This window comes from Sphingopyxis solisilvae, from assembly GCF_015475875.1.
GTDB classification, from domain to species: domain Bacteria; phylum Pseudomonadota; class Alphaproteobacteria; order Sphingomonadales; family Sphingomonadaceae; genus Sphingopyxis; species Sphingopyxis solisilvae.
The window spans coordinates 289,234-314,018 of record NZ_JADKYM010000001.1 but is presented as its reverse complement, the minus strand read 5'-3'; the positions used below and the strand labels follow the sequence as shown (position 1 = coordinate 314,018).

Annotated in this window: 27 protein-coding genes; 2 read left to right on the top strand and 25 right to left on the bottom strand. The window is 62.9% G+C overall.

The genetic code is table 11. The annotated features are described in order from the left end of the window. Positions 1–19: 19 nt before the first annotated feature. The 20 genes from IR187_RS01605 to IR187_RS01510 all read right to left on the bottom strand — a co-directional run bounded on the left by IR187_RS01605 (position 20) and on the right by IR187_RS01510 (position 19,342). Positions 20–280, bottom strand: coding sequence for a DUF1467 family protein (locus tag IR187_RS01605; RefSeq protein ID WP_194952945.1), 261 nt, complete (start codon positions 278–280; stop codon positions 20–22). Positions 281–294: 14 nt separating this feature from the next. Continuing rightward, positions 295–1,929: a ribonuclease J gene (locus IR187_RS01600; protein WP_194952944.1), complete on the bottom strand. Its 1,635-nt coding sequence runs from the start codon at positions 1,927–1,929 to the stop codon at positions 295–297. Further along, positions 1,926–2,711 carry a type III pantothenate kinase gene (locus tag IR187_RS01595; RefSeq protein WP_194952943.1) on the bottom strand — a complete coding sequence of 262 codons (786 nt, stop codon included), beginning with the start codon at positions 2,709–2,711 and terminating at the stop codon, positions 1,926–1,928. Before IR187_RS01595 ends, IR187_RS01600 begins: the two co-directional genes overlap by 4 nt. Then, the gene (locus IR187_RS01590; protein WP_194952942.1) at positions 2,712–3,515 is read right to left on the bottom strand and encodes a biotin--[acetyl-CoA-carboxylase] ligase; all 804 of its coding nucleotides are present in this window, start codon (positions 3,513–3,515) and stop codon (positions 2,712–2,714) included. Beyond that, positions 3,437–4,870, bottom strand: a complete 1,434-nt coding sequence (nuoN, locus tag IR187_RS01585; protein ID WP_194952941.1) for an NADH-quinone oxidoreductase subunit NuoN — start codon at positions 4,868–4,870, stop codon at positions 3,437–3,439. The genes IR187_RS01590 and nuoN overlap by 79 nt, the downstream gene beginning before the upstream one ends. Beyond that, positions 4,867–6,420, bottom strand: a complete 1,554-nt coding sequence (locus tag IR187_RS01580) for an NADH-quinone oxidoreductase subunit M (protein ID WP_194952940.1) — start codon at positions 6,418–6,420, stop codon at positions 4,867–4,869. The genes nuoN and IR187_RS01580 overlap by 4 nt, the downstream gene beginning before the upstream one ends. Continuing rightward, positions 6,417–8,459: an NADH-quinone oxidoreductase subunit L gene (nuoL, locus tag IR187_RS01575; protein WP_194952939.1), complete on the bottom strand. Its 2,043-nt coding sequence runs from the start codon at positions 8,457–8,459 to the stop codon at positions 6,417–6,419. Before nuoL ends, IR187_RS01580 begins: the two co-directional genes overlap by 4 nt. Before the next feature lie 4 nt (positions 8,460–8,463). Then, complete coding sequence (nuoK, locus tag IR187_RS01570) at positions 8,464–8,769, bottom strand: NADH-quinone oxidoreductase subunit NuoK (protein WP_058456728.1); 306 nt, start codon at positions 8,767–8,769, stop codon at positions 8,464–8,466. Further along, the gene (locus IR187_RS01565; protein WP_194952938.1) at positions 8,766–9,377 is read right to left on the bottom strand and encodes an NADH-quinone oxidoreductase subunit J; all 612 of its coding nucleotides are present in this window, start codon (positions 9,375–9,377) and stop codon (positions 8,766–8,768) included. The genes nuoK and IR187_RS01565 overlap by 4 nt, the downstream gene beginning before the upstream one ends. Positions 9,378–9,389: 12 nt before the next feature. Beyond that, positions 9,390–9,878, bottom strand: a complete 489-nt coding sequence (gene nuoI, locus IR187_RS01560) for an NADH-quinone oxidoreductase subunit NuoI (protein ID WP_194952937.1) — start codon at positions 9,876–9,878, stop codon at positions 9,390–9,392. Next, a complete protein-coding gene (nuoH, locus tag IR187_RS01555) occupies positions 9,875–10,918 on the bottom strand; it encodes an NADH-quinone oxidoreductase subunit NuoH (RefSeq protein WP_194952936.1) in 1,044 nt (347 codons plus the stop codon). The genes nuoI and nuoH overlap by 4 nt, the downstream gene beginning before the upstream one ends. A gap of 220 nt (positions 10,919–11,138) precedes the next feature. Beyond that, positions 11,139–13,151, bottom strand: a complete 2,013-nt coding sequence (gene nuoG, locus IR187_RS01550) for an NADH-quinone oxidoreductase subunit NuoG (protein ID WP_194952935.1) — start codon at positions 13,149–13,151, stop codon at positions 11,139–11,141. Next, entirely contained in the window at positions 13,152–13,781 is a 630-nt protein-coding gene (locus tag IR187_RS01545) for a hypothetical protein (RefSeq protein ID WP_194952934.1), read from the bottom strand. Beyond that, entirely contained in the window at positions 13,778–15,070 is a 1,293-nt protein-coding gene (gene nuoF / locus IR187_RS01540; RefSeq protein ID WP_194952933.1) for an NADH-quinone oxidoreductase subunit NuoF, read from the bottom strand. The genes IR187_RS01545 and nuoF overlap by 4 nt, the downstream gene beginning before the upstream one ends. A 157-nt stretch (positions 15,071–15,227) precedes the next feature. Then, entirely contained in the window at positions 15,228–15,896 is a 669-nt protein-coding gene (locus tag IR187_RS01535; RefSeq protein WP_194952932.1) for a complex I 24 kDa subunit family protein, read from the bottom strand. Between the two features lie 3 nt (positions 15,897–15,899). Further along, positions 15,900–16,250: a hypothetical protein gene (locus tag IR187_RS01530; RefSeq protein ID WP_194952931.1), complete on the bottom strand. Its 351-nt coding sequence runs from the start codon at positions 16,248–16,250 to the stop codon at positions 15,900–15,902. Beyond that, the gene (locus IR187_RS01525) at positions 16,247–17,464 is read right to left on the bottom strand and encodes an NADH-quinone oxidoreductase subunit D (RefSeq protein ID WP_194953039.1); all 1,218 of its coding nucleotides are present in this window, start codon (positions 17,462–17,464) and stop codon (positions 16,247–16,249) included. Before IR187_RS01525 ends, IR187_RS01530 begins: the two co-directional genes overlap by 4 nt. Before the next feature lie 35 nt (positions 17,465–17,499). Next, a complete protein-coding gene (locus tag IR187_RS01520) occupies positions 17,500–18,417 on the bottom strand; it encodes an NADH-quinone oxidoreductase subunit C (protein ID WP_194952930.1) in 918 nt (305 codons plus the stop codon). Continuing rightward, positions 18,417–18,971, bottom strand: coding sequence for a NuoB/complex I 20 kDa subunit family protein (locus IR187_RS01515; protein WP_228765441.1), 555 nt, complete (start codon positions 18,969–18,971; stop codon positions 18,417–18,419). The genes IR187_RS01520 and IR187_RS01515 overlap by 1 nt, the downstream gene beginning before the upstream one ends. Next, a complete protein-coding gene (locus IR187_RS01510; RefSeq protein ID WP_194952929.1) occupies positions 18,968–19,342 on the bottom strand; it encodes an NADH-quinone oxidoreductase subunit A in 375 nt (124 codons plus the stop codon). Before IR187_RS01510 ends, IR187_RS01515 begins: the two co-directional genes overlap by 4 nt. Positions 19,343–19,558: 216 nt before the next feature. Between IR187_RS01510 and IR187_RS01505 the strand changes: the two genes are divergently transcribed. Beyond that, positions 19,559–20,041: a YbjN domain-containing protein gene (locus IR187_RS01505; protein ID WP_194952928.1), complete on the top strand. Its 483-nt coding sequence runs from the start codon at positions 19,559–19,561 to the stop codon at positions 20,039–20,041. 48 nt (positions 20,042–20,089) lie between these two features. Here IR187_RS01505 and IR187_RS01500 read toward each other — a convergent pair whose 3' ends face one another. From IR187_RS01500 to thiE, 3 genes are all read right to left on the bottom strand, one after another. Continuing rightward, entirely contained in the window at positions 20,090–20,908 is an 819-nt protein-coding gene (locus tag IR187_RS01500; protein WP_194952927.1) for an inositol monophosphatase family protein, read from the bottom strand. 146 nt (positions 20,909–21,054) lie between these two features. Then, positions 21,055–21,618 (bottom strand): elongation factor P, encoded by a 564-nt coding sequence (gene efp / locus IR187_RS01495; protein ID WP_194952926.1) that lies wholly within the window; start codon positions 21,616–21,618, stop codon positions 21,055–21,057. Positions 21,619–21,969: 351 nt separating this feature from the next. Next, positions 21,970–22,617, bottom strand: coding sequence for a thiamine phosphate synthase (thiE, locus tag IR187_RS01490; protein ID WP_194952925.1), 648 nt, complete (start codon positions 22,615–22,617; stop codon positions 21,970–21,972). A 35-nt stretch (positions 22,618–22,652) separates the two neighbouring features. Between thiE and IR187_RS01485 the strand changes: the two genes are divergently transcribed. Continuing rightward, entirely contained in the window at positions 22,653–23,054 is a 402-nt protein-coding gene (locus IR187_RS01485) for a hypothetical protein (protein WP_228765440.1), read from the top strand. Between the two features lie 115 nt (positions 23,055–23,169). On the opposite strand, the gene IR187_RS01480 is transcribed toward IR187_RS01485, so the two are convergent. Together IR187_RS01480 and IR187_RS01475 are read right to left on the bottom strand one after the other, a co-directional pair. Further along, positions 23,170–23,826, bottom strand: coding sequence for an O-methyltransferase (locus tag IR187_RS01480; protein WP_194952924.1), 657 nt, complete (start codon positions 23,824–23,826; stop codon positions 23,170–23,172). 18 nt (positions 23,827–23,844) lie between these two features. Continuing rightward, entirely contained in the window at positions 23,845–24,735 is an 891-nt protein-coding gene (locus tag IR187_RS01475; protein ID WP_407699058.1) for a fructose bisphosphate aldolase, read from the bottom strand. Positions 24,736–24,785: the final 50 nt, after the last annotated feature.

The following is a 24,785-nucleotide window of genomic DNA, read 5'->3' as shown; positions in this document are numbered from 1 at the left end:
CGTTGACGCGCGCGCGTGCTCATGCCCGACCGGCCAATACGTCGGGATTCACCCAGCCGTTCACATAAGCGGCGTAATAGATTGCAAATCCGATCGTCGCGACGATCGTCATTTGCAGTAATATGCGCGCCGGTCGAAAGGTTGCGGGCGCCCCGTGATCCTGCCCCTTTACCAACGGCGTGTCGTCGTCGGCGGCCTTGCGTCCGTGAAAGGGCAGAACGAAAAAGGCGCTGAGCGCGAGGAACAACAGATAGATGGCGAGGGCGGAGGTCCATTTCATCGCGATACGTCCGTTCAGATTCGTACAAGCATGACATCGACGACCGGCTTCTTGCCGGTCCAGTCGGTCGCCACCCGGCGCACGCCGAGCCGGATGGCCTCCCGCAGCTTTTCCTCGTCGCGCGCCGGGACGACGGCGGCCTGCTCAGCCGCTTCGCGCATTTCGTCAATGAACGCCTCACGCTCATCCTCGACCGGTACGCCGCGATAGCTGACCGCCGCGTCGCTGAAGCGTTGGCCCGTAAAGATGACAGCGACGGTGATATGGCCGTGCAGCGCCAGCTTGCGGCGCTCGCCCATCGTTTCGCCATCGGCGGGAAGGATGACATCACCGTCGAGGATCAGCCTGCCTGCGCGGACGCGCTCGATGATCTGTGCCGGGCCGGGGGCCAGCCGGACGAGGTCGCCATTTTCCTGGATCAGCGCATCGGGAACGCCCCGTTCGAGCGCGAAACGCGCCTGTTCGTGCATATGGCGTATCTCGCCATGCACCGGCACCACCAGCTTCGGGCGCAGCCAGCCATAGAGCGCCGCGAGTTCGGGCTGCCCCGGGTGGCCGCTGACATGGATATGCGCCTGCTTCTCGGTGACGGTCAGAATGTCCTTCGCCGCAAGCTGGTTCATGATCCGCCCGATCGCAACCTCGTTGCCCGGAATCTGCTTCGACGAAAAGACGACGGTATCGCCCGGCGTCAGCTTGATCTGATGGCTGTCCGACGCCATCCGCGCCAGCGCCGCGCGCGGTTCGCCCTGCCCGCCGGTGGCGATCACCATCACCTTGTCGCGCGGCAGGCGCATCGCTTCGTCGAAATCGACCGTCGGCGGGAAGTCCTTGAGATAACCGACCGACCGCGCCACGCCCAAAATACGGTCGAGCGAGCGTCCGGCGACACACAGCGTGCGCCCGGTTGCCGTAGCGACGCGGCCCAGCGTCTTGAGCCGCGCCGCGTTCGAGGCAAAGGTGGTGACAATCACCCGCCCCTTGGCGTTGCCGACCGCGGTCAGCAGCCCGTCGTACAGATCGCCTTCGCTCCCCGATGCCTCTGGATTGAACGCGTTGGTCGAATCGCCGACAAGGAAATCAACGCCTTCGTCGCCAATCGCGGTCAAGGCAGCGGCACTCGAGGGCGTGCCGAGCACCGGATCGGCGTCGAGCTTCCAGTCGCCAGTGTGGAATACGCGCCCGTAGGGCGTGTCGATCACCGCCGCGCTCATCTCGAGGATCGAGTGTGCCAGCGGCATCAGGCGGATGCCGAACGGGCCAAGCTGGAAATGCGCGTCGATATCGACGGTTTTGATCTTGACCTCCTTCTCAAGCCCTTCCTCGGCCAGCTTGTTGGCGATCAGTCCGGCGGTGAAGCGGTTGGCATAGAGCGGCACGCCAAGGTCGGCGGCAAGATAGGGTAAGGCGCCGATATGATCCTCGTGCCCGTGGGTCAGGACGATGCCGAGCAGATCCTTTTTGCGATCCTCGATAAATTCCAGATCGGGCATGATGATGTCGATGCCCGGATAATCATGCGTGCCGAAGGTCACGCCCAGATCGAGCATGATCCATTTGCCGTCGCAGCCGTACAAATTGGCGTTCATGCCAATCTCGCCCGAGCCGCCGAGCGCGAGGAAAAGCAGCTCCTTGCCTGGAGTGGTCATATTTTCTGCTTCCGTTGGTTATAGAGGTGCATCAGCCCGTTGAGCGTCAAATCGGGCTCGATGCGGTCGAACAGATGCGCCTGTTCCTGAAACAAGGTGGCGAGGCCGCCGGTTGCGATGACGGTGAGCGGCTTGCCGATTTCGGATTTCATTCGCCTTATCAGGCCTTCCATCATCGATACATAACCCCAATAGACGCCGATCAGCATCTGGCTTTCGGTGGTGCGGCCGATGACGCTGGCCGTCGCGGGCGCTTCGATCGCGATGCGCGGCAGTTTCGCCGCCGCGGCCACGAGCGCTTCGAGCGACAGATTGACGCCCGGTGCGATGATGCCACCGAGATAGGCGCCATCGGGGCCGATATGGTCGAGCGTCGTCGCGGTGCCGAAACTGATGACGAGCTTGTCCCGACCGGGCTCCACCGCCTGCGCCGAAATCGCATTGACCGCACGGTCGGCTCCGACCGACTGCGGCTCGTCGACCTTGAGCGCGATGCCCCAGCCGACGGTCCCGCGTCCGGCGATCAGCGCTTCGACGCCGAAATATTTATGCGCCAGCAGCTGCAGATTATGCAGTGCGCGCGGGACGACGGTCGAAATAATGACGGCGTCGACTTGCGCGCGGTCATGGCCCTCGATGCGCAGCAATTGGTCGAGCCAGACCATATATTCGTCTGCGGTTCGCCGGTCGTCAGTGGCAATCCGCCAGCGGGCGCGCAAGCCGCTTTCCTCGAACAGCGCAAATTTCACATTGGTGTTGCCGACGTCGATCGCGAGCAGCATCTAACTTCCCTCCCCGACCGGGCGACGCAATTCGACGTCGCCGGCGTGAACCAGCATGGTCTCCCCATCGGCGCGGCGCAAGCGCAGCGCGCCATCGTCGGCGAGTCCCTCGAACAGCCCGTCGATGCCCTGTTCGGACACGCGGAGCGGTGTGCCGAGCGGGTGCGCCAGCGGCAACCAGGCGCGGACGATGCTCGCCGTCCCTTCGTGTCGCCACGTCCATAGCGCGTCGATCATGCCGATCCCCAATGCCCGGGCAAAGTGATCGCGGTCGATCGGCGTTCCTTCACCAGCCAGCGTGGAGGTCGGACGGTCGGGCAGTTGCGGCGCCGACACGAGATTGACGCCGATGCCGATCACCACCGAACTGCCCGCCCGCTCCATCAATATGCCGGCGCATTTCGCGCTGCCGACCAGCAAGTCGTTCGGCCATTTCAGCTGCGTCGCCACCTGCGGCGCCAGAGCCGCCACCGTTTTCGCGAGCGCAACGCCTGCCACCAGCGCGAGCGTCGACGCGGGCGGATCGCCGACGGTCAGGTGGACCACCGTCGAGCCCATGAAATTGCCCTGCCCGTCGTTCCAGTTGCGGCCGAGGCGGCCACGCCCCGCGGTCTGGCGATCGGCAACCAGCCAATGCCCCTCGCCGACATGCTCGCCGCCGGACAGCCGAGCCAGCAGGTCGGCGTTGGTCGAACCTGTCTGCTGGACCCGCTCGATCAGCGGGATCAGAACAGCACCGCCGCGGCATTTGCCGAAACGACAGCCAGCACCGGAATGAACAGATAGCCGATAACCGACAGCCACAACGCGCTGGCGGTGATGACGGCGTCTTCGACGATCGCCCCGCCCGTCGCGGGAATCTCGGTCTCCGATTTATCGTCGAAGTACATCGTTTTGATGATCGCGATGTAATAAAAGGCACCGATCACCGACGCGACGATCCCCGCGACCGCCAAGGGCACGAGGTTCGCATTCACCGCAGCTTCGAACACCAGATATTTCGGCCAGAACCCAAACAGCGGCGGGATGCCCGCAAGGCTGAACAGGAACACCGCCATCGCCGCTGCGGGGCCGGGACGGCGCTGCGACAGACCGGCAAGCGCCGGAATGCTCTCGATCTGGTTCCCGGCGGCATCGCGCAGCCGGAGCACGACCAGAAAAGCTCCGATCGTGGTGACCACATAGACCAGCAGATAGGTCAGAATCGCCTCGACGCCAGCCTGGGTCCCGGCGGCGAGACCGATGAGCATGAAGCCCACATTGTTGATCGACGAATAGGCCAGCAACCGCTTGATATTCTTTTGCCCGATCGCACCGACCGCCCCGACGATGATCGATGCCAGGGCGAGGAAGATGACGATCTGTTGCCACGCGCCGACCGCGGGACCCATCGCGTCGATGACGACGCGCGTCATCAGCGCCATGGCAGCGACTTTTGGTGCGCTGGCAAAGAAGGTCGTCACCGGTATCGGCGCACCCTCGTACACGTCGGGCGTCCACATGTGGAACGGCACAGCGCTGATCTTGAAACCAAGCCCCGCGAGAACAAACACGATACCAAAGATCAGGCCGATGTTCAGCTCGGCGCCCATCGCCGCGGCGATGCCGTCAAACGCGGTCGTGCCGGTGAAGCCGTACAGCAGCGAGATGCCATAGAGCAGCATCCCCGACGCCAGCGCGCCGAGCACGAAATATTTGAGTCCCGCCTCGCTCGACCGGTCGTCGTGGCGCATGAAGCTGGCAAGCACATAGGCGGCAAGGCTGTTGAGTTCGAGCCCGACATACAGCGTCATCAGGTCGCGCGAGGAAGCCATGACCCCCATGCCCAGTGCGGCGAACAGGATTAGCACCGGATATTCGGCGCGCATCGTTCCGCCAAAGAAACGCGGTGCGATCAGGATGCACATGACGCTGGCGGCATAGATCAGCAGCTTGGCAAAGCCGCCGAACGCATCGACGGCCAGCGTATCGGAAAAGACCGACGCTTCGACCCCGAACAGCGCGACGACCGCCGCCGCGGCCGCGGCCAGCGTCAACAGCGCACTCAGCTGGTACAGGCCGACCTGCCGGTCGCCGAGGAAGGTACCGAGCATCAGGGTGATCAGCCCGCCGATCGTGAGGATCAGTTCGGGCCAGATGAGAGCGAGATCGGCGGTCATTGGACGCCTCCCGCATGGCCAGCGCCGTGGGCGGTTTCACCCTGTGCCTTCGCCGGCGCCGGTTTGCCGATCGCAAGGCGCGCATCACCCGCCGGTTTGGTCGGCGCAAGGCGCGCGACAACCGTGGTCACATCGCCGCGCATCGGCGCGAGGAAGCTTTCGGGATAGACGCCCATCCACAGCGCCACGGCGGCAAGCGGCGCCATGACCGCCCATTCGCGGGGGTTGAGATCGGGCATTGCCTTCACATCGTCCTTGGTGAGTTCGCCGAACACGACGCGGCGGTAGAGATAGAGCATGTATGCGGCGCCGAGGATGATGCCGGTGGTGCAGACAAAGGCGACGACGCTTGACGCTTCATAGATGCCGAGCAGGCTCAGGAATTCGCCGACGAAACCGCTCGTCCCCGGCAGGCCGATCGACGCCATGGTGAACAGCATGAAGAACAGCGCATAAGCCGGCATGTTCACGGCAAGCCCGCCGTAGCGATCGATCTCGCGCGTGTGCAGCCGGTCATAGATCACGCCGACGCAGAAGAAGAGCGCCGCCGAAACGACGCCGTGGCTGAGCATGATGATCAGTGCACCCTCGATCCCCTGCTGGTTGAACGCGAAGAGGCCGGCAGTGACGATCGCCATATGCGCGACCGACGAATAGGCGATCAGCTTTTTCATGTCGCTCTGCACCAGCGCAACGAGGCTGGTGTAGACCACCGCGACCATCGACAGGCCGAAGACCAGCCACATCAGCTGCGCCGAGGCGTCGGGGAACATCGGCATCATGAAACGCAGGAAGCCATAGGCGCCGAGCTTCAAGAGCACGCCTGCGAGGATCATCGACCCAGCGGTCGGTGCCTGCACATGCGCGTCGGGAAGCCAGGTGTGGACGGGCCACATCGGCATCTTGACCGCCAGGCTGGCGAAGAAGGCGAGCCAGAGCCACGTCTGCATTTCCGGCGGGAAATCGTAATTCAGCAGCGTCGGGATGTCGGTTGTGCCCGCTTCCATGATCATCGCAATCATCGCGATCAGCATCAGCACCGACCCGAGCAGCGTGTAGAGGAAGAATTTGAATGCCGCATATTTGCGGTTCGCGCCGCCCCAGATGCCGATGATGAAATACATCGGGATCAGGCCAGCCTCGAAGAAGATGTAGAACAGCAACAGATCCTGCGCCATGAAGACGCCGATCATGATCGTTTCCATGACCAGGAACATCGCCATGTAAAGGCCGACGCGCTCCTTGATCGCGTCCCAGCTGGCCAGGATGCATAGCGGCATCAGGAACACGCTGAGCATGATCAGCATCAGCGCCATGCCGTCGATGCCGAGCGCCCAACTGAACCGCCCGAACAGGTCGGCACGCTCGGTGAACTGCCATTGCGCGCCGCCGATGTCGAAATTCGCCCACAGGATGCAGCCGAGCACAAAGGTCGCCAGCGTCGCGCCGAGCGCGATGAAGCGCGCGGTACGGTCGCCCGCAAACAGGCAGGCGATCGCGGCGATGGTGGGCACCGCCAGCATCAGCGAAAGGATCGGAAAGCCGCTCACAGGAATTTCACCATGGCCCAGCTGGCCAAGCCGACAAGCCCGAGCAGCATCACAAACGCATATCCATAAACATAACCCGATTGCAGCCGCGCCGCGAGCCGCGTGCCGCCCTGGACAAGCGCCGCCGCGCCATCGGGGCCGAAGCGGTCGATGGTCTGCTCGTCACCGCGCTTCCAGAAGAAGCGGCCGATCGCAAAGGCGGGCTTCACGAACAGGACATTGTACAGCTCGTCGAAATACCATTTGTTGTAGAGGAACTGGTGGAGCAGCCTGAACTGCGCCACGAAGCGCGCGGGCAAGGTGGTGTTGCGGATATAGCTGTTCCACGCGAGGAACAGGCCGATCGCCATCACCGCAAACGGCGTCCATTTTACCCACAGCGGCACTTCATGCGCCAGGTGCATCAACTCGGCATCATAGGCGAGCATGCTGCCGTTCCAGAATGCCAGCCCTGTTTCGGGGTATATGAACTGATATTTGAACGCGTAGCCCGCAAACACCGCGCCAACCGACAGCAGGATCAGCGGGATCAGCATCGTTAGCGGGCTTTCGTGCGGGTGATAACCCGCCGTGCCGTCGCTGGCCCCGCCATGGCCATTATCGTCGTGCGCCGCATGTGCGTGATCGCCATGGGCATGATCGTCGTGGACCGCATGCTGGATATGCTCGCTCTGTTCCCAGCGCGGCTTGCCATAGAAGGTCAGGAAGACGAGGCGCCACGAATAGAAACTTGTCAGCAGCGCGGCAAAGATGCCGACCCAGAAAGCGATCACGCCGCCGCCGCCTGCGGCAAAGGCCGCCTCGAGAATGCCGTCCTTCGAATGGAAGCCGGCAAAGCCCGCGACCCCCGCGATACCGACCCCGGTGATCGCCAGCGTACCCGCCATCATCGCCCAATAGGTGATCGGGATATGTTTCCGCAGACCACCATAATAGCGCATGTCCTGTTCATGGTGCATCGCGTGGATCACCGACCCGGCGCCCAGGAACAGGAGCGCCTTGAAGAAGGCGTGCGTGAACAGGTGGAACATCGCCGCGCCATAGGCGCCGACGCCCGCCGCAAAGAACATATAGCCGAGCTGAGAGCAGGTCGAATAGGCGATGACGCGCTTGATGTCCCATTGCGTCGTGCCGACGGTTGCCGCGAACAGGCACGTCGCGGCGCCGACGAAGGTGACGACCCCCAGCGCAATCGGCGCGGTCTCGAACATCGGCGACAGGCGGCACACCATGAACACGCCCGCAGTGACCATCGTCGCGGCGTGGATCAGCGCCGACACCGGGGTCGGCCCTTCCATCGCGTCGGGAAGCCAGGTGTGCAGGCCAAGCTGCGCCGACTTGCCCATCGCGCCGATGAACAGCAGCAGGCAGAGGATCGTCATCGTGTCGAGACGCATCCCCATGAAGGTAATGGTGCTGCCCGCCATGCCCGGCGCGGCGGCCAGAATTTCGGGGATCGAGACGGTGCCGAAGACCAGGAAGGTGCCGAAGATACCGAGCATGAAACCCAGATCGCCGACGCGGTTGACGACAAACGCCTTGATCGCCGCGGCGTTGGCGCTGGGTTTCTTGTACCAGAAACCGATGAGCAGATAGGATGCGAGACCGACGCCTTCCCAGCCGAAGAACATCTGGACCAGATTGTTCGCGGTCACCAGCATCAGCATCGCAAAGGTGAAAAGCGAGAGATAGGCGAAGAAACGCGGCTGGTCCGGATCCTCCTCCATATAGCCCCAGCTATACAGGTGGACGAGCGCCGAAACCGTGGTGATGACGACGAGCATCACCGCGGTCAGCGTATCGACACGCAGTTCCCAGTTGAACTGGAGCGCGCCCGACGAAACCCAGTGCAGCACGGTCACGACTTCGGCCTCGCCCGTGCCGAACACGAAAGAGAGGAAGATCGGCCAGCTGAGCGCGCAGCTGGTGAACAGTGCGCCCGTGGTGACGAGCTTGGCGGCAAACGGCCCGATGGCCCGCTGGCCCAGCCCTGCAACAAGTGCCGCGAGCAGCGGCAGGAAAACGATCGCCTGAATCACCGGCTTACCCCTTCATCCGGTTGGCGTCATCGACCGCAATGGTGCCGCGGCCGCGGAAATAGATCACAAGAATGGCGAGCCCGATCGCGGCCTCGCCCGCCGCGACGGTGAGCACGAACATCGAAAAAACCTGACCGACCAGATCGTTCAGCGCAGCGCTGAACGCGACGAGGTTGATGTTCACCGCGAGCAGAATGAGTTCGATCGCCATCAGGATGACGATGATATTCTTGCGGTTGATGAAGATGCCGAGCACGCCGAGCGTGAACAGCACCGCCGAAACGGCGAGATAATGGCCGACCGAAATCACAGTTCAACCCCCTGCCCGCTGCCCGGATCGACCAGACGCGTCGCATCGCCCGGACGCCGCCGGGTCTGTGCCGAAACATTCTGGACACGCACACCGCCGCGTTCGCGATGCGTCAGCACAATGGCACCGATCATTGCGACAAGCAGAACGATGCCGGCGGCCTCGAACAGAAAGATATATTTGGTGTAGAGCAATTCACCGAGCTGCTCGATATTGCTCTTGTCGGTCACCACCGGCGCCGCCCGCACGGCCAGATCGACCCCGCCCGCATTCCAGGCGCCCACCGCAAAGATCAGTTCGGCCGCCAAAATGATCGCGACCAGCGCGCCCAGCGGCAGGTAGCGCACAAATCCGGCGCGCAATTCGGCAAAATCGATGTTCAGCATCATCACGACGAACAGGAACAGCACCGCGACTGCACCGACATAAACGATGACGAGCAGCATCGCGATGAACTCGGCCCCCGCGAGCAGCATCAGCCCCGCCGCGTTGAAGAAGGCGAGGATCAGCCACATGACGCTGTGGACGGGGTTGCGAGCGAAAATCACCATCGCCGCAGAGGCGATGACGATGGTCGCGAACAGGTAAAAGGCGATAAGCTGGATCATCTGCGCGCGCCCTTATCGATAGGGCGCGTCGGCGGCAAGGTTGGCCGCAATCGCGCGTTCCCATTTGTCGCCATTGGCGAGCAGCTTGGCCTTGTCATAAAGCAATTCTTCGCGCGTTTCGGTCGCGAATTCGAAGTTCGGTCCCTCGACGATCGCATCGACCGGGCATGCTTCCTGACAGAAGCCGCAATAGATGCACTTTGTCATGTCGATGTCGTAGCGCGTCGTGCGGCGGCTGCCGTCGTCGCGCGGCTCGGCCTCGATCGTGATCGCCTGCGCCGGGCACACCGCTTCGCACAGCTTGCACGCGATGCAGCGCTCCTCGCCGTTCGGATAACGGCGCAGCGCATGCTCGCCGCGGAAGCGCGGGCTCAGCGGGTTCTTCTCGAACGGATAGTTGATCGTCGCCTTCGGCTTGAAGAAATATTTGAGCGTGAGGGCGTGCGCCTTCACAAACTCCCACAAGGTGAAGCTTTTGACGAGATGACCTAAGTAACTCATGAATACCTCGTCAGCATCAGCCAGCCGGAAATCAGGAAGATCCAGATCAGCGAGATCGGCAGGAAGATTTTCCAGCCCAGCCGCATCAACTGGTCGTAGCGGTAGCGCGGAACGGTTGCCTTGACCCAGCTGAACACGAAGAAGAAAAACAGGATCTTCGCGAACAGCCAGACGATGCCCGGCACGGCATAGAGCGGTGCCCAGTCGATCGGCGGCAGCCAGCCCCCCCAGAACAGGATGGCGTTCAGCGTCGCCATCAGCAGGACGTTCGCATATTCACCGAGCCAGAAGAGCGCGAAGGCCATCGAACTATATTCGGTCTGATACCCTGCGACGAGCTCGCTTTCGGCCTCGGTCAAGTCGAACGGCGCGCGCGCGGTTTCGGCGAGGCTGGCGATCAGGAAGATCACCGCGATGGGAAACAGCAGCAAATTAAAGCCAAAGGCGTTGACGATTCCCAGCCCGTGTCCCTGCTGCGCCTTGATAATCTCGTTCAAGTTGAAGCTGTCGGCGTAAAGCACGACGCAAACCAGGATGAAACCGATCGAGACTTCATAGGAAATCATCTGCGCCGCGGCGCGCATCGCCGAAAAGAAAGGATATTTCGAGTTCGATGCCCAGCCCGACAGCACGACGCCGTAAACGCCAAGCGACGACACCGCGAGGATGTAGAGAAGCCCCACATTGATGTCGGCGAGCACCGCGCCCGAATTGAACGGGATCACCGCCCACGCCATCAGCGCGACGGTGAACGTGATGATCGGCGCGATCAGGAACAGCCCGCGGTTCGCGCCGGTCGGGATGATCGTTTCCTGCAGGAACACCTTGAGGCCGTCAGCGAACGATTGAAGCAGCCCGAAGGGACCGACGACGTTCGGCCCGCGACGCAGCGCGATGGCCGCCCAGATCTTGCGGTCGGCATAAATGATCATCGCGACCGCAAGCATCAGCGGCAGCGCGATGAGGAGGATGCCCGCGACGGTCGCGACGCCCCACGCCCATTCGTAGGACATGCCGAGCGATTGGAAGAATTCAGTCATCGGAACGCAACCCTTTCCCCTCTCCCCTTGTGGGAGAGGGTTGCGAAGACTTGGCGGCTCGGCCGCCTAGGCGAAGCTGGGTGAGGGGTATGCGGTCGCGCCGCGACCGCCCGCGCCTGCGGCGCGCTACCCCTCATCCAACTGCGCCTAGCCGCTCGCAGCGGCAAGGCTCCGTATCCTTCTCCCGCAAGGGGAGAAGGGCTTAAAGATGTAGCCGCGGTCATTCCGCCGCCTCCGCAAAATCCACACCATGCACCAACTCTTCCGAGCAGCGCTGCATCGTCGGCGACGCGCGGCAGATGGCGTTGGTGAGGTAGAAATCCTTGATCGGCGACGGGATCGCGCGCGCCTCGGGCTTCGCGGGCAGCTTGGGCACCGACCAGCCATAATCGGCGAGACCTTCGATACCCAAGGCGGGCACCGCCGCGATCATCGCCGCGCGGCAGTCGTCGAAGCTGTCGAAGCCCACCGACACGCCAAGTGCATCGGCTAGCGCGCGGAAAATACTCCAGTCTTCGCGCGCGTCGCCGGGCGCGAACACCGCCTTCTCGCTCCGCTGGACGCGGCCCTCGGTGTTGACCGTGGTAAAGTCTTTTTCAGTCCACGCTGCGGCGGGCAGGATGACGTCGGCGGCATGCGCGCCCTTGTCGCCATGATGGCCGACATAGACTTTGAACGTCTTTGCGAAAGCCGCAAAATCGACCTCGTCGGCGCCGAGGAAGAAAGCGAGCTTCGGTTTCGCCGCGATCACATCCTTGATCCCGCCGGGCAGCCCGTAACCGAGCATCAGCGATCCCATGCGCGCCGCCGAGAAATGCACGACGTTGAAGCCGTTCCAACCGTCCTTGACCGCGCTCACCGCCTTGGCGAGCACGAGCCCCGCGCCGTGGACGCCGGGCACCGACAAGGCGCCACCGCCGAAGATCAACATCGGCCGCTCGGCGCCTTTCAGCGCATCGGTGACATGCTTCGGCAGCTTCGCGACAAGCGCGGCGTCGTCACCCAGCCACTCGGTCTTGTAGGTGAGGTCGGTTTCGGGGCCGATGGCGAAGACCTTTGCGCCCTTTTTCCACACCGCCTTGCGGACGCGCGTGTTGATGAGCGGCGCTTCCCAGCGCAGGTTCGTGCCGACGAGCAGGATCACATCGGCATTTTCGGCCTCGGCGATCGTCGTGTTGAAATTGACCGCCGACAGGCTGGTGACGTCATAGTCGAGCCCGGTCTGGCGCCCTTCGAGCAGATTGCCGCCGAGCGCGGTCACCAGCGCCTTGGCCGCGAACATCGTCTCGCAATCGACCAGGTCGCCCGCGATCGCCGCGACCGACGAGCCCGCGTGCACCGCCTTGATCGCCTCGAACGCTTCGGCCCACGTCGCTTCGACCATCTGGCCGCCCTTGCGGACATAGGGCCGGTCGAGGCGGCGGCGGGTCAGGCCGTCGACATGATGGCGCGTCTTGTCGCTCACCCATTCCTCGTTCACATCGTCGTTGATCCGCGGCAACACGCGCAGCACCTGCCGCCCGCGCGCGTCGATGCGGACGTTGGTGCCGACCGCGTCCATCATGTCGATGCCCAGCGTCTTGGTCAGTTCCCACGGCCGCGCTTCAAACGCATAGGGTTTGCTCGTCAGCGCGCCGACCGGGCACAGGTCGACGATATTGCCCGACAGCTCGCTCGCGACCGCATGTTCGAGGTAGCTGGTAATCTGCATATTTTCGCCGCGATAGATCGCGCCAATGTCCTCCACGCCCGCGACTTCCTCCGCAAAGCGGACGCAGCGCGTGCACTGAATGCAGCGGGTCATCACGGTCTTGACGATCGGACCCATATATTTTTCGGTCACCGCGCGCTTATTCTCGTCATAGCGCGTCGCGCCGCGGCCATAGGCGATGCTCTGGTCCTGCAGATCGCATTCGCCGCCCTGGTCGCAAATCGGGCAGTCGAGCGGGTGGTTGATGAGCAGGAACTCCATCACCCCCTCGCGCGCCTTCTTCACCATCGGGCTGTCGGTCTTGATGATCTGCCCCTCGGCGGTCGGCAGCGCGCACGACGCCTGCGGCTTCGGCGGGCCGGGCGCGACTTCGACCAGGCACATGCGACAATTGCCCGCGATGCTCAGGCGCTCATGATAGCAGAAGCGCGGAATTTCCTTCCCCGCCAGCTCGCACGCCTGCAGGACGGTGGCGCCCTGCGGGACGTCGAGTTCTACGCCATCTACGGTGACTTTAGGCATTTACTTATTTCCCTCGGCGGCGCCCTGCGCTCGAACAAGCCCCTCGGCGATCGTGCCGCGAATTGACACCCGGTCGAAATTCGCCTTGGCGCCGTTGCCACAGGCGCGCAGCGTGGGGAGCAAATCACCAACTGCGCGTGCTTCCTCCGCTGACCGCCATTTTGTCCGAATCAGCCGATCCGCCTCGATGGGCGCACGTTCGACGGCACATTGGGCAACCGCGAAGAGTGTGGCACCCGGCGAGGCAAGCCAATCAGGTCGGCCGCTTGCTAGCGAGATCGATGAGGGCCGCGCTCGATCAGAGCCGCGAATATAGGCGGCCTCAGCTATCGCGCCGCGCCATGTAGTGGTCGGCGCGCGCGTCATACTTCTGTCCTCAGCGCAAAAAGGCGCTGCGCGGACTATTTCAAGGAGTGCTTTGCCCTCCGCCTCACTGCCCGGCTCGGCGGTCAACAATTGCTCCGCTCGCGACGGTTGGCCATCGACCAAACATCTGGCGGTGGACATAAATTTGCGGTCGACCGATCCGCCCTTCCGCATCTCGGGTGGATGGTCGAATTGCGCGGCCGCCGGACTGGAAATGCCGACCGCGGCGCCCAACAGCAATATGACGGCGTTAGTTTTGCTCACTCCGCCGCCTCCAGCACGCTGCCATTCTCGCGGATGCGGCGTTCGATTTCGGGGCGGAAATGTTTGATCAAGCCTTGGATCGGCCACGCCGCGGCATCGCCGAGTGCGCAGATGGTGTGGCCTTCGACCTGCTTGGTCACATCGTACAGCGTGTCGATTTCGCTGATGTCGGCGTCGCCGGTGCGCAGGCGCTCCATGACGCGCCACATCCAGCCGGTGCCTTCGCGGCACGGGGTGCATTGCCCGCAGCTTTCATGCTTGTAGAAGTAACTGATGCGGCTGATCGCCTGGACGACGTCGGTCGATTTATCCATGACGATCGCCGCCGCGGTGCCAAGGCCCGATCCGACGGCTTTCAGCCCGTCGAAATCCATCGGGCAGTCCATGATCTCGGCTGCAGGCACCAGCGGAACCGACGAGCCGCCGGGAATCACGGCGAGCAGATTGTCCCAGCCGCCGCGGATGCCGCCGCAATGCTTGTCGATCAGCTCGCGGAAGGGGATGCTCATCTCTTCCTCGACGACGCACGGCTTGTTCACATGGCCGCTGATCTGGAACAGCTTGGTGCCCTTGTTATTCTCGCGCCCGAAGCTGGCGAACCACGGCGCGCCGCGGCGCAGGATCGTCGGGACGACCGCGATGCTCTCGACATTGTTCACCGTGGTGGGGCAGCCATACAGGCCCGCTCCCGCCGGAAACGGCGGCTTCAGGCGCGGTTGGCCCTTCTTGCCCTCGAGGCTTTCGATCATCGCGGTTTCTTCGCCGCAGATGTAGGCGCCGGCGCCGCGGTGGACAAAGACGTCGAAATCATAGCCCGATTTCGCCGCATTCTTGCCGAGCAGGCCGGCGTCATACGCCTCCTGCACCGCCGCAAACAACGTCTCGGCCTCGCGGATGAACTCACCGCGAATATAGATGTACGCCGCGCGCGCGCGCATCGCGAAGCCCGCGATCAGCGCGCCCTCAATCAGCTTGTGCGGATCGTGGCGGATAATCTCGCGGTCCTTGCAGCTACCCGGCTCAGATTCGTCGGCGTTGATGACGAGGAAGCTCGGGCGGTCGGCGCGCGGCTCCTTCGGCATGAACGACCATTTGAGTCCGGTCGGGAAGCCCGCGCCGCCGCGCCCGCGCAGCCCCGACGCCTTGATCTCCTCGATGATCGCGTCCTGGCCGCGCTTCATCAGATCCTTGGTCTTGTCCCAATCGCCGCGCGCCTGCGCGGCTTTGAGGTTCCATGGTTGGAAGCCGTAGAGATTGGTGAAAATGCGGTCTTTGTCGGCGAGGCTCATGCCAAATCCTCCCCATTCATGGGTAGGTGGCAGACGCGCAGCGGCTGACGGAGGGGGCTGTCGTGGCCCGCCGTCGTCGCGTGAGGCCGCAGCCCCCCTCCACCACGCTTCGCGCGGTCCCCCTCCCCGCAAGCGGGGAGGATGTTCAGAGCGCCCATCACCATTCGCTCCTGTAGTCGTGGTTGGCCTTGACCATCTCTTTCAGCGTCGTCGGCCCGCCCTCGGGCTCGCTCGTGTGGCGCTGCGGGTTCTGCGTGCCGGTCTTGGGCTGCTTGCCCGCCGCGAGGTCGTCGAGAATGCGCGACATGCTGTCGAAATCGAGATCTTCGTAATTATCGTCGTTGATCTGGACCATCGGTGCGTTGGTGCAGGTGCCCATGCACTCGACCTCGGTCAGCGTGAACAGGCCGTCGGGGGTGGTCTTGCCCTTCATCATGCCGCGGTTCTTGCACGCGGCCATCACATCGTCCGACCCGCGCAGCAGGCACGGCGTCGTCCCGCAGACCTGAACATGATAGCGGCCAACCGGCGCGAGATTATACATGGTATAGAAGGTCGCGACCTCATAGGCGCGGATGAACGGCATATCGAGCTGCGCCGCGACATATTCGATCACCGGCACGGGCAGCCAGCCCTGCGTCTGCGTCTCGGCGCCGACCTGGCGCTGCGCGAGGTCGAGCAGCGGCATCACCGCCGAACGCTGGCGCCCCGCGGGGTAGCGCGCGATGACGGCCTTCGCCTTTTCGGCATTTTCCGCCGTCCACGCAAAAGCGCCCCAGCGCGCGCGGGTTTCGGCTTCGTCGGGAATTTGGGGTGCGTCAGCCATTGATCACCGTGCCACCGGGCGCTTTACCAACGGTTCGATCTCGACCGAGGTAATTGCCGCATCTACAAAAGTAAGTTGAGTCATCCAGGCTTTTTCGTCGCGCCCGGCTGCGCATTGCCAAAGGATACGCGCGCGCTGTTTTGTGCTCGTTCCAAGCAGGCTGAACTTGCACGGTTGAAGCGCCTTTAGCTGCTCCGACTGTTCTGCCGTCAGCGACGGAACAATACCCGCGCCGACCGGGTCGATTCCACGCGTCACGGCGGCCACGAACTTGCGCGCTGTGGTTTCCGCGGTGATCGGCGCATCAGTTGAGCCTTGCGACACCATAGCTGCCAAGAGCAGAGCGACACTCACCGATCACACTCCCCGAACACGACGTCGATCGCGCCGATGATCGCAGTGGTGTCCGCGAGCATGTGACCCTTGCACATGAAATCCATCGCCTGCAGGTGCGAAAACGCCGTCGGGCGGATCTTGCAGCGATACGGCTTGTTGGTGCCGTCGCTCACCAGATAGACCCCGAACTCGCCCTTGGGGCTTTCGGTCGCGACATAGACTTCGCCCGCGGGGACGTGGAAGCCCTCGGTATAAAGCTTGAAGTGATGGATCAGCGATTCCATCGACTGCTTCATCTCGCCGCGCTTCGGCGGCACGACCTTGCGGTCGAGGCTCGCGACCGGGCCGGTGGGCATCTGATTGATGCACTGCAAGATGATCTTCGCCGACTGGTACACTTCCTGAACGCGGACCATGAAGCGGTCGTAACAGTCGCCGCGCGTCCCCACCGGAATCTCGAAATCCATCTTTGCGTAGGCATCGTAGGGCTGCGACTTCCGCAAATCCCAGGGAATGCCGGCACCGCGGATCATCGGGCCCGAGAAGCCCCATGCCAGCGTATCCTCCTTGCTGACCGTCGCGATATCGACATTGCGCTGCTTGAAGATACGGTTGTCGACGACCAGGCTCATCGCATCGCCAAACAGCCTGGGCAGGCGCGTTTCGCACCATTCGCCGATATCGACGAGCAGCTTTTCGGGGACGTCCTGATGGACGCCACCGGGGCGGAAATAGGCCGAGTGCATCCGCGCGCCCGACGCGCGCTCAAAGAAGTTGAGGCAATCCTCGCGCAACTCGAACACCCACAGGTTGGGTGTCATTGCGCCAACGTCCATGACGTGCGCGCCGATGTTGAGCATATGGTTGCAGATGCGCGTCAGTTCGGCAAACAACACGCGCAGATACTGCCCGCGGTCCGGAACCTCCAGATCGAGCAGTTTCTCGATCGCCAGCACATAGCTGTGCTCCATGCCGAGCGGCGAACAATAGTCGAGCCGGTCGAAATAGGGCAAAGCCTGCAAATAGGTCTTATGCTCGATCAGTTTCTCGGTGCCGCGGTGGAGCAGCCCGACGTGCGGATCGACGCGCTCGATGATCTCGCCGTCGAGCTCCATCACCATGCGCAGCACGCCGTGCGCCGCGGGGTGCTGCGGGCCGAAGTTGATCGTGTAATTGGTCACGGCCTGGTCGCCCGCGGTGTTCGCGGTATCGACCGGATAGCCCTCGAACATGTCGCTGCCGTGGTGCTTGACCTGAGGAGCGTCGGTCATGCGTCACCTCCCGTTTTCGGCTTGCGCGGCGCGCGCGGCTTGGCGGGTGCTTTCGCCTTGGGCCCAGCCTTCTCGGCTTTCCTGGTCGCGGGGGTCTTGGATTCGCCGTCCGCCCTAGCCTTCGCGCCATCCTTGCTCGGCTTGGCCGCTGCCTTGTTCGCCTTGTTACCCGCGCCCGTATCGGCAGGCTTTTCAGTCGTTTTCGGGGTGGGCGGCGGCGGCGCCTTGGTCTTGTCGTCGGCGGCCTTGACCTCTTTCGCGGTCATCGGCGTCGGCGCGCCCTTGCCCGGCGCCTCGCCCGTCCCGCCCGCCTTTTCGTCGCCCGGCAGCACATAGTCGGCGCCTTCCCACGGGGACAGGAAGTCAAAGTTGCGGAAATCCTGTGCCAACCGCACCGGTTCCTGCACGACGCGCTTGTCCTCCTCCGAATAACGCAGCTCGACATAGCCGGTCAGCGGAAAATCCTTGCGCTGCGGGTGACCCTCGAACCCGTAATCGGTCAAAATGCGGCGCAGGTCGGGATTGCCGCTGAACAGCACGCCGTACATGTCGAACACTTCTCGCTCGAGCCAGCCCGCTACGGGCCACACCGGCACGATGCTCGGCACCGGCGTCGCCTCGTCGGTCGATACACGGACGCGCAGGCGATGATTCCGCGTCACACTGAGCAGGTGATAGACGACCTCGAACCGCTCGAGCCGTTCAGGATAGTCGACGCCTGCGATTTCCATCAGTTGCTGATACTCTAGCCCGTCGCGCAAGCTGACCATAACGCCTGCAATCGCGTCCCGTTGGACCGTGATGCTGTCCTCGTCGGCCGCAAAATCATGCGCGAGCAGATCTTTGCCGATTGCTTTTTTGAGTTCGGCGGCCAGCGTCTTGCGCGGTGCCACCAGGGGAGCATTATGGGCCATCAGCGTTCAATCGTTCCGACGCGGCGAATCTTTCGCTGCAACTGCATGACGCCATAGAGCAACGCTTCGGCGGTCGGCGGGCAGCCGGGGACATAGATGTCCACAGGCACGATACGGTCGCAGCCGCGCACCACCGAATAGCTATAATGATAATAGCCGCCGCCATTGGCGCAGCTGCCCATTGAAATGACATATTTCGGGTTGGACATCTGGTCGTAAACGCGGCGCAGCGCGGGGGCCATCTTGTTGCACAGCGTGCCCGCGACGATCATCACGTCGGACTGGCGCGGGGACGCGCGCGGCGCCACGCCGAAGCGCTCCATGTCGTACCGAGGCATGTTGACGTGGATCATCTCGACCGCGCAGCACGCGAGGCCAAAGGTCATCCACCACAGCGAGCCGGTGCGCGCCCAGTTGAACAGATCCTCGGTCGAAGTGACGAGAAAGCCCTTGTCCCCGATCTCGCCGTTCAGATCGTCGAAAAAGCTTTGGTCGGGATTCGTGCCCGGCGCGACCGGCATCTGGCCGGGCATCAGGATGCTCGAATTGCTCATTCCCAATTCAGCGCCCCTTTCTTCCACTCATAAATGAACCCGACCGTAAGAATGGCGAGGAATACCATCATGGCCCCCCAGCCTTCCCAGCCGATCTCGCCCAGGCTGACGGCCCAAGGGAACAGAAACGCCGCCTCGAGGTCAAAAATGATGAACAGAATGGCGACCAGATAGAAGCGGACATCGAACTGGCTTCGCGCATTTTCAAACGCCGGAAAACCGCATTCATATTCGGTCAATTTCGCCGGTTCGGGCTGGTGCGCACCGGTCAGTCGCGCCACGCCCATCGGCAGGAACACGAATGCCGTCGACAACCCGACCGCAATGACCAGGAATATCAGGATCGGCAGATATTGCGTCAGATCGACCATGGGAGCTCGCAGTCTTGGTTTGAGGTGTTTGTCACCCCGTTTATGCGGGCGCTTTAGGCCAGCAGGTCGCGCCTCGCAAGCACCGCGGGCATGATTTTCGCGCCTTTGTGACCAAAAGCACAACGGGCACTGGCGATAGCCGCTACCGCTGTGATAATTGCGGCAAACAATCGCATATTCTTGCGCCGCCGGGCGCGGTTCTGACCAGGGGGTTTCATGACACGCCACGCCACACACGCTGCGTTTGCCCTGGGCTTGCTTGCCGTGTTCGCCGCTGCACCGGCGCGCGCCGAACTGATCAACGCGACCAATCCGGCAACGATCAAGGCGATCGTCGAGTCGCAGGGCTGGCCGGCGACGATCGTCAGCAAAGCCGGCGACGATCCCTATATCGAAAGCAACCGCAACGGCCTGAAGTTTCTCGTCCTGTTCATGAACTGCGAGGACGGAAAAATGTGCAAGACTTTGCAATATTATATGGGGTTCAGCGATACCAAGGACGTGACGCTCGAACAGCTGAACAAGTGGAACAAGGAAAAACGATTTGCCCGCGCCTACCGCGACGATGTGGGCGATCCCGTGCTGGAAATGGATGTCGACCTCGACTTCGCGGGCATCCCGCGCGAAAATGTCGGCGAGACGCTCAACACCTGGGCATCGCTGATGGACAGTTTCCGCGAGTTTGTGTTCGAGAAGTGACCTCATCCAAACACGTCACCCCGGCGAAAACCGGAATGACGGATAGATTCAAGCGTTGCGCAGCGCGCCTGCGACCAGTTTTTGCAGCTTGGAATGCACCGCGGCGCTCCCCGCGATAAACTCGCTCCGTTCGATCGCGCGGTCCCCGCCGCGGAAGTCGGTGACGAAACCGCCTGCTTCGCGAACCAGCAACATGCCTGCCGCCACGTCCCACGGCTGCAGATTGCTTTCCCAAAAACCGTCATAGCGGCCCGCGGCAACCCACGCGAGGTCGAGACTGGCGGCGCCAAAGCGACGAATCCCGGCAACCTCGGGCGCCACCGCACCAAAAATGCGGCTCCATTGCGCAAAATCGCCATGGCCCATGAACGGAATGCCGGTTGCAACCAGGCATTCGTTCAGTTGACGGCGCGACGCCACGCGCAGCCGCCGGTCGTGCAGCCAGGCGCCGCGTCCGCGTTCGGCCCAATAGCTTTCGTCGGTCACCGGCTGATAGATCAGGCAGGCGGTGACATCGCCCCAGCCGCCGCCCAGCTTCGGTTCCTGCACTGCAATCGAAATCGCGAAATGCGGGATGGCGTGCAGGAAGTTCGACGTGCCGTCGAGCGGATCGATAATGAAACGCGGTTTGCCCGGTTCACCGGCGATCTCGCCGGCCTCTTCCATCAGAAAACCCCAGCCGGGCCGATCGCGACCGAGTTCGTCGTACAGGGTGCGCTCGGCGGCCTGATCGGCCTTCGACACAAAATCAGCAGGACCCTTTTGCGAGACCTGCAGATGCTCGATCTCGCCGAAGTCGCGGCGCAATTTGGTGCCCGCCTTGCGCGCGGCGCGTTCCATGACGGTGATGATGCCAGATACGGCCATTGTCTTTACTCCGCGCTCCCGCTTGCGGGTGGGGGCGCTCAGAGTCACGTGCCTCTGAGCGCGGGAGGGAATGTTGCATTCCGAAGAAGGCCTGTCCCTCAACAGACCCTCCCCTAGCCCCTCCCGCAAGCGGGAGGGGAACTCAATCAGTCGGCACGCCGCACATATTCGCGGTCGTACACATGCACGACGATTTTGGTGCCGCTGGTGATGTGCGGCGGCACCATCACGCGCACGCCATTGTCGAGGATCGCGGGCTTGTAAGACGACGAAGCAGTCTGGCCCTTTACCACCGCGTCGGCCTCGACGATGGTCGCTTCGATCGTTTCGGGCAGTTCGACCGAGATCGGGCGTTCTTCCCAAAGTTCGAGCACGACATCCATGCCGTCCTGCAGAAACTCGTGGGCGTCGCCGACGACATCCTTGGAGATGTTGATCTGCTCGAAACTATCCTTGTCCATGAACACCAGATCGTCACCCTCGGCATAGAGAAACTGGAAATCCTTGGTGTCGAGGCGAACTTTTTCGACCGTATCGGCGCTGCGGAAGCGGTTGTTAAGCTTGCGCCCGTCGATCAGGTTCTTGGCTTCGACCTGCATATAGGCGCCGCCCTTGCCCGGCTGGGTGTGCTGGATCTTGGTGACCTTCCAGATACCGCCTTCATATTCGATAATATTGCCGGGACGGATTTCAACGCCGGTGATTTTCATCGCGCACACTCGCTGTTCAAGGATGGAAAGAGCAAACCGCGCGCCCGACGGCAGGCGGTATCAGGTGCGCGCCTGTAGCGGCCCGCGGCGGTTCAGGCAAGCCGATTGGACCAAAGCGCCAGAAGCGACGAACCGAACCGGATTTGACGCATCGATACAATATGGCAGCGCGCGTTCGCGCCATATCGGCGCCATGACGAGTATCGATCTTTCCCGGATAACACCGCAACCCGGCGGAAACAGTTCAGCACCAAAGACACGCCCGGCGCCTTGCGCGGGCTTGTTCGGCTGGCGGAAGGATGGCGCGCTGCCAACGCCATCGAACGACACGCCGGAAAAAACAGCGCGCGATTATCCGGCGGGCTGATCGTTCATCAGCGCAGTAAATGTCCGGACCGCATCGGCCGCACCTTCGGGATGCGCCCAAACTCCGCCCGATACCGCTAGAAAATCGGCGCCTGCTTCGATCAGGGGCCGTGCATTGGCAACCGTGATCCCGCCAATCGCCACGCATGGCAGTTCGAACATGCCCTGCCACCAGGTCAGGATTTCGGGGTCGGCGTGATGCTCGACCGCCTTGGTCGTCGTCGGGTAAAATGCCCCGAAGGCGACATAGTCAGCGCCCGCCTCTCCCGCTTCCATCGCCAGATGGCGGCTGGCGTGACAGGTCACACCGATCTGGACGTCGGGGCCAAGAATCCGGCGTGCCTCTTTCGGGTCGCCGTCGCCCTGCCCCAAATGGACGCCGTCGGCGCCGAGCCGCTTCGCGAGCGCGATATCGTCGTTGACGATTAAGGCGACGCCCCGCGCCGCACAGATCGCCTGCAACGGTTCGGCCAGCCGTGCCGCCTCGTGCTGCTCCAAGCCTTTGACGCGAAACTGAAACGCAGCGACCGGTCCGGCATCCAGCGCTGCCGTCAACTGATCGGGAAAATCACCGCCGACATCCAGCGGCGAGATGAGGTAAAGTTGGCTTGGAATACGGGTGGCTTGGGTCATGGCGGGTTCATAGCGACGGGTTCACGAAGCCGCAAATGCAGAACCTGATCCACCTTGCGATACCCGTCGCCCTCACCGCCCTCACCTTGTCGGCCTGCGCAACAACGTCCGCCCAAACGCCCCTAGCCGATGCCAGCGATGTCGCACTTGGCCAAACAGCCTATGCCGACGGGCCGATCATCAAACCCGTCGCGGTGCTGGAAGACAGCCGCTGCCCGATGAACGCCCGCTGCATCTGGGCGGGGCGGGTGCGCGTGCAAATGCTGTGGATCCGCGGCAATGGCGAAAAGCAGCCTTTCGAGGTCACGCTGGGCGAGGCGACCCCGCTTGCTGATGGCAGCATTACGCTGGAGTCGGTGCGCCCGGACAAGATGACGAATGTCGCGCTAAAGCCTGAGGATTATCGCTTCTCGTTCCGTTTCGCTGGCGGGCTTTAGGTGTTTCCAAGCCTCGTCATTGCGAGGAGCGCAGCGACGCGGCAATCCAGTGTGTGCGTAAACCGCTCTGGTTTGCTTCGCTTCACTCGCAATGACGAGGAGGGATAGCGGCCTGTTAACGCACCCGCGCCAACACAAATCCGTCCCATTTTTTCGCGCCGACCGTCTGCACGACGGTCGCGTCGAGCCGCGGCTCGGCGCTCAGCATGTCGAACAGGGCGCGCGTTCCAACGATCTTCTCGTCGTCGCTGTCGACCTCCAGCACCCCGCCTTCGCGCACGACATTGTCGACGACGATCGTCGTTCCCGGTCGCCCGAGCCGGATTGCCTCGCGCACATAATTCGCGTTGTTCTGCTTGTCCGCGTCGATGAAGAGGAAGTCGAATGGCGCTTCGTCGATCATCGCGGCCAGACTGTCGATCGCCGGTCCGACGCGAACATCGACTTTCGCGGCCACCCCGGCGCGTTCCAGATTCGTCCACGCGACAGCGGCATGGTGCGGTTCCAGCTCCAGCGTGACCAAACGACCGTCCTCGGGCAGCGCCCGCGCCAGCCAGATCGTCGAATAGCCGCCGAGTGTCCCGATCTCGAGGATGGTTTTGGCGCTTGCGATCTGCGCCAGCAGGTACAGCATCTTGCCCTGCGCCGCCGAAACGTCGATCGGCGGCAGGCCGTGCGCGGCGTTGTTGGCGAGGGTGGCGGCAAGCACGTCGTCGGCGCCGAGCAATTTGCCGACAATATAGTCATCGACGGCTTGCCACCCCCCGCTCATTTTGGGCGCTCCATCATGTCAGGCCACCGAGGCCGCGTGAATTTCGTCGATGGCGCCGCCGAGCGATTTGTCGAATTCGTCGTCGCTCATCTGGTGGCGAAGGTCTTCCAGCAGCGCACGACTGAAGCTTGCGATGATGCCCGGATTCTTTGCCAGCTCGGCGCAGGCTTCGGGGCGCGCGAAGCCGCCCGACAGCGCGACGACGCGCAGCACCTTCGGATGGTCGACCAGCGGCTGGAACAGCCCCGCCTCGGTCGGCAGCGACAGTTTGAGCATCACCGGCGCCCCGTCCCACGCGTCCAGGGCAGCCAGCGTTTCGTTGAGCAACAGTCGGTCGGCGCCATCGCGTTCGGCGCTCTGGATGTTCACTTCGGGTTCGATGATCGGCACCAGCCCGTGCGCCGCGATGCGCTTGGCTTCGGCGAACTGCTGTTCGACGATCGCTTTGACGCCCTCAGCGTTCGCGAGGTTCACGACGCTGCGCATCTTCGTCCCGAACACGCCCTTGGCAACGGCGCGCGCGCACAACGCATCGAGATCGGGGTTGGCTTTCATCAGCTGAACGCCGTTCGCTTCGTTCTCGAGCCCCTTGTCGACCTTCAGGAACGGCACCACGCCGCGTTCCCAAAGCAGCGTCGGCACCGGCTTGCCACCCGCTTCGCCATCCATCGTGCGCTCGAACAGGATCGCGCCGATCACCTTCTCGCCGTTGAAGCAGGGCGCTGTGACAATGCGGCTGCGCATCGCATGGATCAGCGCAAACATTTCCTCGTCGTTCGAAAAGGCGTCTGCCTCGATGCCATAGCCCTTCAGCGCCTTGGGCGTCGAACCGCCGCTCTGGTCGAGCGCGGCGATAAAGCCCTGTCCCGATTTGATCTGCTCCAGCATGGCGGCATTGGCGGTGGTCATAACGTCTCCGTGGGTTTGCATACGTATGTGGCGGCGCGCATAGCGATCCC

Bases quoted from the DNA above. Each gene is read 5' to 3' on its own strand.
- efp (WP_194952926.1), bottom strand. From the start codon at position 21,618: ATGAAAATCACCGGCGTTGAAATCCGTCCCGGCAATATTATCGAATAT.
- nuoH (WP_194952936.1), bottom strand. From the start codon at position 10,918: ATGACTGAATTCTTCCAATCGCTCGGCATGTCCTACGAATGGGCGTGG.
- nuoI (WP_194952937.1), bottom strand. From the start codon at position 9,878: ATGAGTTACTTAGGTCATCTCGTCAAAAGCTTCACCTTGTGGGAGTTT.
- IR187_RS01485 (WP_228765440.1), top strand. From the start codon at position 22,653: ATGCAGAACCTGATCCACCTTGCGATACCCGTCGCCCTCACCGCCCTC.
- IR187_RS01480 (WP_194952924.1), bottom strand. From the start codon at position 23,826: ATGAGCGGGGGGTGGCAAGCCGTCGATGACTATATTGTCGGCAAATTG.
- IR187_RS01595 (WP_194952943.1), bottom strand. From the start codon at position 2,711: ATGCTGCTCGCGATCGACGTCGGCAACACCAATGTGAAATTTGCGCTG.
- IR187_RS01505 (WP_194952928.1), top strand. From the start codon at position 19,559: ATGACACGCCACGCCACACACGCTGCGTTTGCCCTGGGCTTGCTTGCC.
- IR187_RS01565 (WP_194952938.1), bottom strand. From the start codon at position 9,377: ATGATCCAGCTTATCGCCTTTTACCTGTTCGCGACCATCGTCATCGCC.
- IR187_RS01600 (WP_194952944.1), bottom strand. From the start codon at position 1,929: ATGACCACTCCAGGCAAGGAGCTGCTTTTCCTCGCGCTCGGCGGCTCG.
- IR187_RS01475 (WP_407699058.1), bottom strand. From the start codon at position 24,735: ATGACCACCGCCAATGCCGCCATGCTGGAGCAGATCAAATCGGGACAG.
- nuoF (WP_194952933.1), bottom strand. From the start codon at position 15,070: ATGAGCCTCGCCGACAAAGACCGCATTTTCACCAATCTCTACGGCTTC.
- IR187_RS01515 (WP_228765441.1), bottom strand. From the start codon at position 18,971: ATGAGCAATTCGAGCATCCTGATGCCCGGCCAGATGCCGGTCGCGCCG.
- IR187_RS01605 (WP_194952945.1), bottom strand. From the start codon at position 280: ATGAAATGGACCTCCGCCCTCGCCATCTATCTGTTGTTCCTCGCGCTC.
- nuoN (WP_194952941.1), bottom strand. From the start codon at position 4,870: ATGACCGCCGATCTCGCTCTCATCTGGCCCGAACTGATCCTCACGATC.
- IR187_RS01500 (WP_194952927.1), bottom strand. From the start codon at position 20,908: ATGGCCGTATCTGGCATCATCACCGTCATGGAACGCGCCGCGCGCAAG.
- IR187_RS01520 (WP_194952930.1), bottom strand. From the start codon at position 18,417: ATGGCCCATAATGCTCCCCTGGTGGCACCGCGCAAGACGCTGGCCGCC.
- nuoG (WP_194952935.1), bottom strand. From the start codon at position 13,151: ATGCCTAAAGTCACCGTAGATGGCGTAGAACTCGACGTCCCGCAGGGC.
- thiE (WP_194952925.1), bottom strand. From the start codon at position 22,617: ATGACCCAAGCCACCCGTATTCCAAGCCAACTTTACCTCATCTCGCCG.
- IR187_RS01525 (WP_194953039.1), bottom strand. From the start codon at position 17,464: ATGTTCGAGGGCTATCCGGTCGATACCGCGAACACCGCGGGCGACCAG.
- IR187_RS01535 (WP_194952932.1), bottom strand. From the start codon at position 15,896: ATGGCTGACGCACCCCAAATTCCCGACGAAGCCGAAACCCGCGCGCGC.
- IR187_RS01510 (WP_194952929.1), bottom strand. From the start codon at position 19,342: ATGGTCGATCTGACGCAATATCTGCCGATCCTGATATTCCTGGTCATT.